The following is a 12,254-nucleotide window of genomic DNA, read 5'->3' as shown; positions in this document are numbered from 1 at the left end:
ATCGACATGTTCTAAAGATATACAATGGGAAGGCATAGAAACCTTCCCATTTTATTTTGAGACTTCGGCATCATGATTGCTTTGCAATCATGTATGGAGAAACTGCCGATGAAAACTCTAATCATGACATTCGCTCTGGTTCTTTCTGGAGCCTCTGCAGAAGCTAAAATCAGTTCGCGCCTTGAAGGCAATACATGTATTGAATGCTCCAGCGCCACCAATCGCGCCGCTCAACAATTAAGAGATATTCGCAACACGATCACATCGGAAGCTAAAGTGGAAGACATCTTTAGTATTAACGAAAAAATGAATTTCGCGGATAAATGTGAAAACTTCGCCGATGATGATGGCTTAGGACGCTGGGGCACGACGATTGTCAATGAATTGCATCGAGAGCGTTACGCTGAACTCTATGAAGGCACGGCGGATATTAAGGCCGTCTGTCCTGCTTTTGCCACTTTGAATGACAATGCAAAAGAACTGGTTTGGGTGATGGTTATCAATGCCATGGTTCACTTGGAAAGTTCTTGCCAAAAAGGTGAAACTGCAAAAGGTCCCAACGGAACGTTGATCGGATTGATGCAGCTTCATAAAGGCCGCGAAAGCGTCTATGCGAAAGGCTGTCGCAATGGTGATGGTAACAGTCCTGATACGACTTTCCGCTGCGGTCTTTCGATGTTGAACAAACAGCTCGCAAATGATGACGCTTTATTTAGCCGTAAATCTTACTGGGATGTTTTGCGCCCGCAAGCACGCTCTCAGAAGTATAAAAAGGTTCAGTCCGCTGTTAGAAAACTTTCTTTCTGTAAATAATAAAAAAAGGGAAGCTTCTAGCTTCCCTTTTCCTTCTCTCCTCCGTGAATCATGTCTGAGACCAACCCCCGATCCCCGCGGTTTTCAGCTATAACGACTCCAAGTAAATGTCCTACAACAAAAACAACAAAGAACCACATCATCATTTCATGGATTTCTTTGATGACGCCAATGGCTTCTTTGCCAAGGCCTAGTTCTGTTTTAAATTGCATCAAAATGCCGGAGGTCACCATAAAAAGTGTCGCCAGATAAAAGAACGCGTAACCGGTCTTAACCAGCGTGTAGTGAATGGCAGAGCCTTTTTCTTTCTGTGGAACTTTTTTAAGGTTCCAAGCACTTTGCACCGCGTGAGTCGCTGGACATTTTTTAACGACCAAAAGACCAACCATAATTCTGATCAACAAAAGCGCACCAAGAGTAAATCCCAGGTAGACATGCCAATCCCACATAGGATTACGAATACTCACCGCAATATCTTTGGCGACTTCTGGAGTGATGGCTGTCCCTGCTTCTTGCAATTTGGCTTCAATCAAAGCGGCATTGCTTCTCCAGCTCAGAAAGGTCTTTCGCAATAAGACCGTTGCCAAAAGTCCTAAGATGGCCAAAGCATTTAGCCAGTGCCACAAACGCAAACCTAGCGGCTGATACTTACGAAAACTGTATTGAGTCATTGTGCCTCCTCACAGTTCATGACTGTACAGTGGGTTCGTAAGAAAAAATATGATTCGTGTCATACTGCACGGCTAAAAAGATAAAAGAGCCGTTTTTAAGTCGTCAGCCACTTCCAATCCCCGCACCACTCCCATACGAACGAGTTTTTCTCGCAAATTTTCTTTCAAACACAGACGAAGATCCGCCGGTTTTGAGCGAATTTCTCGCTGAATTTGTGCAATTAAAGGAATGGCATCCATGCTGATCGATTCAACGTCTTGAAAATACAAGACGACGCGGCTGACTTCGTGCTTTCCCTGCAGTTCCTGACGACAAGCTTCCAGCGACGGCAGCACGTGACTTGTAATTTCTCCTGTTAAAGAGACGACAAGCATATTGTTCTTTTGATTAAAACTGTAGCTAAACGACTTCTGATCTTCCAACGTACAAACTCCTAGAAATCGATTTAATTTTTAATTTTCTTTAGCTTAACAATGTCATCCTATTCATTAAAGATTTCTCATCCAAGCATCCCAAGCTGAAACAAAATCCCGATTCAATGTTAGACTTCCTCGGAGAAAAGAGGTTTTTATGCGCACACGTCCTGTTTATATTTCCGGCGGAATCCGCACTCCCTTCGTTAAGTCCATGACGACTTATATGGATGTCACTTCCTCTGAATTGATGATTTCGACTTTAAAAACACTCGTTCAAAAATACAAATTAGAAGGTCAGATTTTAGGAGACGTCGGCTGTGGCGCCGTGATGCAAAGTGCTTCGGATTGGAATTTCACTCGTGAATGTGTCTTAAGCTCAGGTCTTCATCCTCATACACCGGGATACAATGTTCAGCGCGCTTGTGGAACAAGTTTGGAAATCACTTCGCAGCTGGCCCTTAAAGTCGCAGCCCATCAAATGGATGTCGCCATCGCTGGCGGCGTTGACACGAACAGTGATCTTCCGATCATGGTTTCAAAAAGTCTCTCGCACAAATTAGTGGAACTGAATGCTGCGAAAGACAACTTGGAAAAAGCCAAAATTTTGGCGTCAATTCGACCCTCCGATTTAAAACCACAACTGCCTGCTGTCGTTGAACCGCGCACGAAAATGTCCATGGGTGAACACACTGAAAAAATGGTGCAAGAGTGGAAAATCTCGCGCGAAGCTCAGGATGAGTTGGCCTTGACCAGCCACAAGAATGCCACGCGCGCTCATGAAGATGGATTTTATAAAGATCTTGTTTTTAATTTTCATGGCCTTGATCGTGATGGCATCATTCGTCCTGACACTTCGATGGAAAAATTGGCAAAGCTCAAACCGGCTTTTGAAAAATCAGAAAAGGGAACTATCACGGCGGGCAACTCCAGTCCTCTCACCGACGGAGCTGCTGCGGTGATAGTGACAAGTGAAGAGGCTGCGGCAAAATACAATCTTCCCTTATGGGCCCGTTTCATCGACTGCCAGGTTTCTGCGGTGAACTTTGTTGCCGGTGAAGGTCTTTTAATGGCGCCCACCATTGCGGTGAGTGAACTTTTAAAGCGCAATAACTTAAGCTTTAACGACTTTGATTTTTTCGAAATTCACGAAGCGTTCGCAGGCCAAGTTCTTTGCACATTGAAGGCTTGGGAGTCCGATGAATACTGTAAAAAAGTTCTAGGTCGCGCGACCGCTCTAGGCCCTTTGGATCGCAGCAAGATGAATATCAAAGGAGGCAGCGTGGCACTCGGACATCCCTTTGGCGCCACGGGAGCTCGCATTGTTGCGAGTTTAGGGAAAATGTTGCATGAAAAAGGCGGTCGCGGGCGCGGGTTGATCTCGATTTGCACAGCGGGCGGCATGGGAATCGCTGCTATTTTGGAGTCCGTATAAAGACCCGTTTGACAAGCGTCTCCCCTCCTATATAACTCTATGGGTCACATATTTGAGGGGAGAATCTTTATGCGATTTCTTACACTGATTTTTACTGCCTTCTTAATTACGGCAACAGCGTTTGCGGCTCCCAAGCAACAAGGACCGGTGGTCATCAATCCCAAGTCTTTGCGCACAATGCTTCTTTCTAGAAACATCGATATCGCCATCGCTCTCAATGAAGTTCAACAAGCTAAAGCCCAAGTCGCTCAAGCTCGCGGAAATCTTTTACCGTCCGTCAATTTAGGTACGGTGATTTCAAGCGGACCTAGCTTCATGCTGACTTCGGTTTCTTTCCTTTTGCCATTCTTAATGCCAAGCAAGTGGATGGATTTAAAAGAGAGCAGTTATCTTTTGAAGGCCCAAGGGACTTCTTACTACTTAGCTCAACTCAATCAGTTTGCATCAGCTTATTCTGTGTATTTGACAGTTGTGGGTGACATGCAATTGCGTGGAGCTTTGCAAAAACAATATGAGAACTTCAAGGCCATTGAAGAACAACTTCGTTTGCCTGCTGAGGTTGGTATCATCCGTAAGGAAGACTATCTTCAAGCTCAAGCGCAGGCTCAGTTAGCGTTGGTACAAGTGTCGCAAGTCGATGAATTGATCAAACGTGAAAAAGCGTCTGTGCGCCAAATGTTGGGTCTTGAGTTGAACCAAGAAATCGTTTTCGAAGCGGTGCACGTTCCCTCTTCCTCTGCCGAAAGCATGAGCCCGCAAGCTTTGCTTGATAAAGTTCATGAAAGTTCTCCAGAAGCCGTACAAATGACAGCTTTGATCACGGCCGCTCAATACAACAAGTGGAGCAAAGCATTTAGTTTCCTTTCTGGGAGCTCTTTGGGGGTAAACCGTCCTTCAACTGGCGGCGCGTTTAGTTCTGTGACACAAACAGGTTCTGTCAACTTGGGTTTTGGTTACTTCCCGGCTTTGGAAATTTCAAACTTGAATATCGAGCAATTGAAGCTTCGTAAAAAAGAACTTCGTTTGGACCAAGCTCAGTTGATTGAAACGACTTTGGGTGCTCTTGAAGAAGCACAAAAACAATACACAGCGGCTTCCCAAGCCGAAGATAACATGCGCCAAGTCTACAATGCAGAATTGATGAGATACCAAGTCGGCATCACGGACATCTTGCACGTGCTTGAACTCGGAAATTCTTTAACGAGTGCGGTTGTGAACAAAGTGAAGGCTGCAACGGCATTAGACACTCTTCGCATCAGTCTTCACCGCATTATGATCTCTGATCAGTTTGCTGGTGTTGAGACTTGTGAAATTGAACGCCGCAGTTCTGGTGGCATCCGCGGAAAATTGGGACGTATCTTTAATCCGGATAAAGATAAAGTCACTTTGGACCAAATCTGCGGCCAGTAGTTCGTTTAATAAATTTAAAAAAGTAAAAGAGCGCCTAATGAAGGTGCTCTTTTTTTTATCTCCAGATTAAAAATTTAAACTTGTATAAAGAGTGAAATCGTTTTTAGCCGCTTTAAAGAGTTCAATGTCTTCTTGACCCTCGACGAAAAGATTATCCAGATAAACTGTCACCGAAAAATTCTTTGAAAGAGTTTTTGTCACACCAGCCTCCAACAAATAAATCGTCTGCTCATTTTTTAAAAAATTCTGGGATTTTAAGAGCCCGCGGTGTCCAAGCATCGCATAGGCCGACCAGGAATCCGTAAAGTTATAAGAAGCCAGTGCATGCTCTCGGAAACTGAGGTTGGTCGCTCTTTCGCCGTCATTGCGAGACTCTAAGAAAAGGCGCGGATTTAAGTAATAGTAAAAAATCCACTTACCGACGGTCCAAGGGATGAATGTATCCAAGCGGATGATTCCGCTCCTGAAAAAGTTTTTCCATTTTGAATTTCGTCATTAATATTGTGGGCCTTATCTTTTTCTAAAGGCACAGAGTTGATTTCAAATGTCGGCACTACTTTCAAAGTGGTCGTCGCGTCGTAAGAGTATTTGACGCTCGCTAAATGATAGGATGTCACTTTGCCATCACTGCCTTTGTCATTCTGCTCTTTTTGATTGATGTAAAACTCCGAATCCAAAGAGAAATGCCACGGGCTTTCTGAAACTTCCCGAATAGAAATCGCACTGGTTGTCACGTCGTCTGTGGCTGCTAACACTCTCACCGACAGTATTAGAACAAATAAAAAAATCCCCCCGCACTTCATCCCAACCTCCCGGCAAAGCCTTGATAGGCGCGGGCCATATTACAGAAGTCGCTTTAAGAATTTCAAATTTTAAGAGGAAAGGTACGCCATTAAGTGCGTCGAGGGCTGGCCCCGCCAGGTATCTAAAAGTTCGACATTTTCAGTGTCCTTTGCTGACGCCGACCTCTTCGTGCATACTAAAAAGAACAAACACTTGCGGGGGACCTCTCATGAAATGGGCCTTGGGAATTATTGCATTCACAGCTATTGCTGGTTGTACGACGGCACCAAAAAAAGAAACAACGTACATTCCACCGACACCCGCTGAGACGGCTCCCGAACCAGCATCTTCTGCAATTGACTACAATGCTCTTCAAAATCATTTGCACATGGATCGCGAGCGTGAGTCCTTAGGATATTCTGAAAAATCATTCAATACCTGCGACGCTGGATATGGATATTCGCGTTCGCAGAACTGTCATAAAGAACATTTTGTCGTCATTCACTTTCGTTTGTTATGCAGGGATTCAGAAGGGACGATTTCCACTGTGCTGACTGAAGACGACGTTCGTCCTTTAGACCGCCGTACAGTGAGATGGTCTTTAAAAGGAACTCAAGGCACCGTGCAAACAGATGGTGATGGTTACGGACAGATTGTGACGGCTGCGAATCTCTCACAAAAAACACAGCGCCTGCGTTTGGCTGTAGGGAATGAATTTCTTTACATGAGAGCCAACGAAATCCAGAAGGTCATCACGCCTCAACCTTGGTGCAATCAATACTAATATTATTGGAGAAGTTTAAGCTGGCGCTCTTTTTCCTGAAGGGACGCCTCTAGGGTCTGCACTTGTCGATTCTGTGTTTCAAAATCTTTTTGCATTTGGGTTAAGCGAGACCGCGTCGTCATTTGGCTCGTTCTTGTTTGATACTGCATTCCTTGCAGTCGATTGATTTCTATTCTTAAAGAAGCGATCTCATCCTGCAAGTCGCTGCGACTGTCAGCAAGATCACTGAGGGCCTGTTCCTTTTCACTTTGTAAAGCCCGCGTGTTTTCTAAAATTTGTGCTGATAGCGCCAAGCGCTGATCACGCATTCCTTGAAGCTGCCTAGTCTGCGTCTCTAAAAGAGTTTGTAAATCCTGAAGCCGGGCTTCACGTTCATTCACGTAAAATAAATTTCCCTGCCAATAAGCGATCTGCTCTCTGGTTTGCCTGATAAGATTTTCTTGAGTGCGGATGTTTTCATCAATTTGATCACGCGCCACTTGCGCTGCACTGCTTTGCTCCCGCAAAGCTTCTGTTGCTCGGCGGTTGATGTCTTGTTCTGCATATTCGTAATTTTTAAGCTCTTCCATAAAATTTTGAACTTGAGAAGTGCGTTCGGTGATCTGCGAAGAAATCGCGGCAGGCGTTTGCTGAACGCTTTGCTGCTGTTGTTGGCGAGCTGTTGCTTCGTCCAGGGCCATCTTTTGTGTAACAAGTTTTTGGCGTTCCTGAGTGATTTGCTGTTGCAAAGACTGAATTTCTGTCTGCAATTGATTTTTAACGGCGTTATTCGGGGTCATTGTGGGCGAAGGGAGCGAAGCCACCCGCCTTTGCGGTCTTGTGGCTTCTTGAACTATCACATCCTGGGTTGTCTTAAGGCTTTTATTGACAAAGAATATCCAGACGGAGACTCCGACAATAAAAGCGATCACAATAAGGAATAAATTCTTTCGCGTCATGCACTCCTAAAACATGGTGTTTCCATTCGCTGTTTTTTCCGGCACGTCCTGAATCACGTCCCAGTGCTCCACGATCTTGCCATTTTCAACTCTGAAAATATCCACAATCGCGCGACCACGGTCTGTGTCGTTTTGTTTTGAAAGCAAATGAAGAGCCACAAGATCGCCATCGCCCATCACGCGTTTGATTTCAACGTGAGATTTCGGGTTTTCTTTAAAATGTTTTTCAAAGTAGGAATAAAAAGCTTCCGCGCCGTTAGGAACGTAAGGATTGTGTTGAATGTACTTAGAACCAATATACTTTTTTGCCGCTTCAGTGGGCTTATGTTGGTTAAAAGCCATTTCATAAAAATCGCGAACAAGCTTCTTATTGGCTTCGACATTGGAAGTCGCTCCAACTGCAAATGCCGAAATTGAAAACAAGCTACATAAAACTATTAAAATCATTTTTTTCATGAAAACTCCTCTAGGAATAGGATCGGTCAGTCTTTCCTGGAGCACAAGTTGCGGTGCCAAAACGCAAACTTGTTGAGAGAAGGCTAGTTTTAGAGGCGAATTCATGAAAAAAGTGCCTAAGGACAGGGTTTATAGAGGTCGCTATTTCGAAGGTCTTAAGAAAGCTGCCAAATTATTGATATTTTTCCGGATTCAGAGTATCTAAGGACCTCCTATAACTGAGGTCCCATGATCAGCACTTCCAACGTCAGCTTAAGATTCGGTGGCAAAAAACTTTTTGATGAAGTGAATGTTAAATTCACTCCCGGCAACTGCTATGGCCTTATTGGTGCCAACGGTGCCGGTAAGACCACCTTCCTAAAAATTCTTTCTAAAGAAATCGAACCTAATACAGGTGAAGTGGTAATCCCACCGAACTTGCGTTTGTCAGTTTTAAAACAAGATCACTATGCTTATGACAACGTCCCTGTTTTAAAAACAGTGTTAATGGGAAATGATCGTCTGTTTAAGGTGATGGAGGAAAAAGACAAGCTTTATGCGAAGCCCGATTTTTCCGAAGAAGACGGCGTGAGAGCTTCTGAACTTGAAACAGAGTTTGCGGAACTCAACGGTTGGGAAGCGGAGTCTGAAGCGGGCGTGATGCTGGCAGGCCTTGGTATTTCTGATGCTCTTCACGCAAAACTGATGAAAGATCTTGATCCCGGTGACAAAGTTAAAGTTTTGCTCGCGCAAGCTTTGTTCGGTCAGCCCGATATTTTGTTGCTGGATGAGCCGACGAATCACTTGGATATCTATGCGATTCAATGGCTTGAAGAATTTTTGTTCAACTTCGAAAACACCGTCATCGTGGTTTCGCATGACCGTCACTTCTTAAACAAAGTCTGCACACACATGGCAGATATTGATTATAGCAAAGTGACAATCTATTCCGGTAACTACGAATTCTGGCGTCAGGCTACGGAGCTGAGCCAACGTTTGCGCGCGGATCAAGCTAAGAAAAATGCCGACAAAGCCGAAGAGCTTAAAAGTTTTATTCAGCGTTTCAGTGCGAACGCTTCGAAATCTCGTCAGGCCTCTTCTCGCCAAAAACAGCTTGAGAAATTGGATCTGGGTGATTTGCCTGTGTCGACTCGCCGTCAACCGTTTGTCGGCTTTGATCCAAAACGTGAAGCCGGTAACGATCTTTTGACGGTGAACGGACTGACGAAATCTGTGAATGGCGAATTGTTGTTAAATAATGTCAGCTTCACGATTAAAAAAGGCGACAAAGTCGTTCTTCTTGGAAAAAATGACGTCGCAAAAACTTTGCTTCTGGATATTTTAGCCGGAGAGGTTGAGCCGGATTCTGGTTCTTTCAATTGGGGTATCACAACGACTCGCAGTTACTTCCCCACTGACAACTCTAAGTACTTTGACACTGACGCCAATTCTTTGGTGGAATGGCTTCGCGAATACTCTGACGATAAAGATGAATCTTTCTTGCGCGGATTCTTAGGGAAAATGCTTTTCAGCGGTGACGACGCTCTTAAAAAACCTCGCGTGCTTTCCGGGGGCGAAAAAGTTCGCTGCATGCTTTCTAAGATGATGCTTTCAGGTGCTAACGTTCTTTTGATGGACGGTCCGACAGCTCACTTGGATTTGGAATCAATCTCTGCCGTGAATGAAGGTGTGAAGCGCTTTAAAGGGACTGTGATCTTCACGTGTCACGATCATGAGTTTGTACAAACAGTGGCAAATCGTATCATTGAACTTGATGGCGGCGTAGTTGAAGACCTCGTTACTACTTACGATGAATATATCGAGTCAAAGAAGCCACAATGATTCAAATCGGACGATTTAATAAGCTCAAAGTTCTTAAACACGTCGACTTCGGTGTCTTCTTAGATGGCGAAGACGACGGTGAAATCCTTTTACCTTTACGCTATATGCCTGAAGAATGCGAAGTCGGCGACACGGTAGACGTGTTTGTGATGTTTGACTCTGACGACCGCCTGATGGCAACGACAGAAACACCTAAGGCCATGGTTGGTGACTTTGCCTTGTTAAAGGTCGTTGCCGTTGAATCTGTTGGCGCCTTCTTAGATTGGGGTCTTTCTAAAGATCTTTTTCTTCCTTACGCAGAACAAATTCATACGCCCAAAGTAGGACAAGATATTATCGTTTATATCTATACAGATAAGAGCGACCGTATTTCTGCTTCGATGCGCTTAGATCGTCATGTTGATAAATCCCCTGTCGACCTGAAAGAAGGTCAAGAGGTGGAGCTTTTAATCGCAGGCAAAACAGACCTAGGCTACAAAGCTATTGTTAATAATAAAATCTGGGGCGTTCTTTACGCGAATGAAGTCTTTAAGCCTCTCAAATATGGACAGCGCACTCCGGGCTATATCAAAAAAATCCGTACCGATGGTAAAATTGATTTGAGTCTGCAAAAAACAGATAAAGTGGGTCATGAAGCGGCCGAGGATGTCGGTCCTTTGATCTTGGATCTTCTGCAGAAAAAAGGCGGCTATCTTGCGATCAACGACAAGACTCCGCCAGAGACGATTTACAATCTGTTCGGTGTTAGCAAAAAGAAATACAAGATTGCTTTAGGCGGTCTTTATAAAAAACGCCTGATCACAGTGGATGACGACGGGATTCGCTTAGCGAAATAAGGATCTTCATGGAAAACGTACACAGCGACAAACCTCTCAATGCGTTTCTTGTCGGCATTCAATTGCCCCGCGTTTCTGATGAAGAAATGAAGGCATCTTTAGCCGAACTTTCTCGTCTCGTAACGACTTTAGGCTACAACGTCATTGGTCAAACTTCACAGCGCCGTCAATCAGATCGCCGTGCCACAGTGTTTGGTGATGGAAAACTAAAAGACATCGCGACATGGACTGGCGGTACCGGTGTGGTCGGACCTACATTCGTTAAGAAAAAACACAAAGCGGCTTTAAAATTTAAAAGCAATGATGACGACGCCGATGATGATTTTGATTTCGAAGATCTCGATGCGGACCTCGATTATTCAACAGAAGCCGAAGATCCCAGTGAAATTGAAAATCCAACATCACATAAGGAACTGGCTCAAGTTCTGGTTGTGGACTGCGAACTTTCGCCTTCACAGATTAGAAACTTAGAGAGTGCTACCGGTGCGCAAGTTTTAGATCGCACAGGTGTTATTATTGAAATTTTCAGTCGTCACGCACGAACACGCGCCGCTCGCCTGCAGGTTGAAATCGCAAAACTAACTTATGTAGCTCCCCGTTTACGTGAAGTCGGTGGCGGAGAAGATCGTCAAGGCGGCGGTATCGGCGGAAAAGGTGCCGGTGAATCCAGCATCGAACTAGATCGCCGTAAAATTCGTGACCGCATCAAAGAACTCAAAAAAGAATTCGCGTCCATCGCGCAAGAACATGATGTGCGTCGCGCGCGCCGTGGACAAGAAATCACGGTGGCTCTTGTTGGTTACACGAATGCGGGGAAATCTTCCTTGATGCGTGCTTTGACTGGCAGTGATGTCTTGGTGGCCGATAAACTTTTTGCGACCTTAGACACCACGGTTCGTATTCTTTATCCTGAAACAAAGCCCAAAATTTTGATTTCTGATACGGTCGGCTTTATCAAAAAACTTCCCCATGATCTGGTGGCGTCTTTTAAATCTACTTTGGATGAGGCGCTTAATGCTTCTTTGCTTTTGTATGTTGTCGATTGTGCGGATTCAACATTCCGCTCGCAACTGGAAGTCACAAAATCTGTTTTAGCTGAAGTCGGCGCTGGCGAGATTGAGAATATTTTAGTCTTAAACAAAGTTGATAAACTCACGCCCGAAGAGCTTGCAAATTTAAAAACCGAATATCCGGATGCGATTTTTATGTCTTCTTTAAATCCGGAAGACGTAGCGTCTCTGCGCGAGTTCTTGGTTAAGCACTTTGAAACAGCCATGGTCGATCAGGATTTATTTATTCCTTATGATGTTCAAGGGGCTATTGGCGAGATTCGCGGAAAGCTGCGCGTGCTTTCTGAGTCTTATGATGAGCGCGGAGTCACTTTAAAAGTGCGCGCTCATGCCGATGATGTGAAAAGAATTAGAACCCGCTTTGGGATCTAATCCATATCATCGCCAGAACCGGTACATTTAAAATTCGTGTGCATTTTATAGGAACCATCAAGGCGATTTTTCGTTGTGATGGTTCTATCTTGATAGTTCAGCGTTACAAGCAATTGTGAGTTTGAATAAGTAGCGATGTCTCCTTGCTCCCCTTGGTACGATAAGAACTTAGCATCGCCTTGAACACCACGAAGGATAGCTACTTCAGGCTCAATCACAATCACATCTTCCCTTTGATCACTGTCCTGATTAATTCCCGAGCAAGATAAAACGCCGTCAGCGAAAGCTGAAGACACAGACATAGATACGAGCAGAATGGCGAAAAGGGCTTTCATAGGGAACCTCCGAAATGAATCCGTTCTTTTCCTGCAAAGACCTAACCTGGCAGGAACGAATTTAACGGAGTTTTATCAGCGAAAACCCATTTAAGACTGTAAATAGTGACGTTTTT

General features: G+C 44.5%; 14 protein-coding genes. 7 read left to right on the top strand and 7 right to left on the bottom strand.

What is annotated here, in order from left to right; genetic code table 11:
* The first annotated feature begins 108 nt into the window (after positions 1-108).
* A complete protein-coding gene (locus AAAA78_RS06375) occupies positions 109-813 on the top strand; it encodes a hypothetical protein (RefSeq protein WP_340590952.1) in 705 nt (234 codons plus the stop codon).
* Positions 814-830: 17 nt separating this feature from the next.
* On the opposite strand, the gene AAAA78_RS06370 is transcribed toward AAAA78_RS06375, so the two are convergent.
* Positions 831-1,484 carry a cytochrome b/b6 domain-containing protein gene (locus AAAA78_RS06370; protein WP_340590951.1) on the bottom strand — a complete coding sequence of 218 codons (654 nt, stop codon included), beginning with the start codon at positions 1,482-1,484 and terminating at the stop codon, positions 831-833.
* A gap of 72 nt (positions 1,485-1,556) precedes the next feature.
* Positions 1,557-1,907: an STAS domain-containing protein gene (locus tag AAAA78_RS06365; RefSeq protein WP_340590950.1), complete on the bottom strand. Its 351-nt coding sequence runs from the start codon at positions 1,905-1,907 to the stop codon at positions 1,557-1,559.
* Positions 1,908-2,055: 148 nt separating this feature from the next.
* Here AAAA78_RS06365 and AAAA78_RS06360 point away from each other — a divergent pair, with 148 nt between their 5' ends.
* Both AAAA78_RS06360 and AAAA78_RS06355 read left to right on the top strand, forming a co-directional pair.
* Positions 2,056-3,333, top strand: a complete 1,278-nt coding sequence (locus tag AAAA78_RS06360) for an acetyl-CoA C-acetyltransferase (protein ID WP_340590949.1) — start codon at positions 2,056-2,058, stop codon at positions 3,331-3,333.
* A gap of 69 nt (positions 3,334-3,402) precedes the next feature.
* Positions 3,403-4,743 (top strand): TolC family protein, encoded by a 1,341-nt coding sequence (locus tag AAAA78_RS06355; protein ID WP_340590948.1) that lies wholly within the window; start codon positions 3,403-3,405, stop codon positions 4,741-4,743.
* A gap of 66 nt (positions 4,744-4,809) precedes the next feature.
* On the opposite strand, the gene AAAA78_RS06350 is transcribed toward AAAA78_RS06355, so the two are convergent.
* Positions 4,810-5,190: a hypothetical protein gene (locus tag AAAA78_RS06350; protein ID WP_340590947.1), complete on the bottom strand. Its 381-nt coding sequence runs from the start codon at positions 5,188-5,190 to the stop codon at positions 4,810-4,812.
* Positions 5,136-5,498 (bottom strand): hypothetical protein, encoded by a 363-nt coding sequence (locus tag AAAA78_RS06345; RefSeq protein ID WP_340590946.1) that lies wholly within the window; start codon positions 5,496-5,498, stop codon positions 5,136-5,138. The genes AAAA78_RS06350 and AAAA78_RS06345 overlap by 55 nt, the downstream gene beginning before the upstream one ends.
* Positions 5,499-5,755: 257 nt before the next feature.
* On the opposite strand from AAAA78_RS06345, the gene AAAA78_RS06340 reads away from it, so the two are divergent.
* On the top strand, positions 5,756-6,310 hold the full coding sequence (locus AAAA78_RS06340; RefSeq protein ID WP_340590945.1) for a hypothetical protein: 555 nt from the start codon (positions 5,756-5,758) through the stop codon (positions 6,308-6,310).
* 2 nt (positions 6,311-6,312) lie between these two features.
* Here AAAA78_RS06340 and AAAA78_RS06335 read toward each other — a convergent pair whose 3' ends face one another.
* On the bottom strand, positions 6,313-7,248 hold the full coding sequence (locus AAAA78_RS06335; protein ID WP_340590944.1) for a hypothetical protein: 936 nt from the start codon (positions 7,246-7,248) through the stop codon (positions 6,313-6,315).
* Between the two features lie 6 nt (positions 7,249-7,254).
* Positions 7,255-7,704: a nuclear transport factor 2 family protein gene (locus AAAA78_RS06330; protein ID WP_340590943.1), complete on the bottom strand. Its 450-nt coding sequence runs from the start codon at positions 7,702-7,704 to the stop codon at positions 7,255-7,257.
* Between the two features lie 228 nt (positions 7,705-7,932).
* Here AAAA78_RS06330 and AAAA78_RS06325 point away from each other — a divergent pair, with 228 nt between their 5' ends.
* From AAAA78_RS06325 to hflX, 3 genes are read left to right on the top strand one after another with little or no spacing between them, the layout of a single operon-like run.
* Entirely contained in the window at positions 7,933-9,525 is a 1,593-nt protein-coding gene (locus AAAA78_RS06325; protein ID WP_340590942.1) for an ABC-F family ATP-binding cassette domain-containing protein, read from the top strand.
* Entirely contained in the window at positions 9,522-10,361 is an 840-nt protein-coding gene (locus AAAA78_RS06320) for a CvfB family protein (RefSeq protein ID WP_340590941.1), read from the top strand. The genes AAAA78_RS06325 and AAAA78_RS06320 overlap by 4 nt, the downstream gene beginning before the upstream one ends.
* An 8-nt stretch (positions 10,362-10,369) precedes the next feature.
* Complete coding sequence (gene hflX / locus AAAA78_RS06315; RefSeq protein WP_340590940.1) at positions 10,370-11,803, top strand: GTPase HflX; 1,434 nt, start codon at positions 10,370-10,372, stop codon at positions 11,801-11,803.
* Here the strand turns inward: hflX and AAAA78_RS06310 are convergent.
* Entirely contained in the window at positions 11,800-12,138 is a 339-nt protein-coding gene (locus AAAA78_RS06310; protein WP_340590939.1) for a hypothetical protein, read from the bottom strand. The two genes, hflX and AAAA78_RS06310, sit on opposite strands and share 4 nt — an antisense overlap.
* Positions 12,139-12,254 lie beyond the last annotated feature (116 nt).

The sequence above is a fragment of the Bdellovibrio sp. BCCA genome (genome assembly GCF_037996825.1).
In the GTDB taxonomy this organism is placed as follows: Bacteria; Bdellovibrionota; Bdellovibrionia; order Bdellovibrionales; family Bdellovibrionaceae; genus Bdellovibrio.
This window is presented reverse-complemented; position numbering and strand designations above follow the sequence as displayed.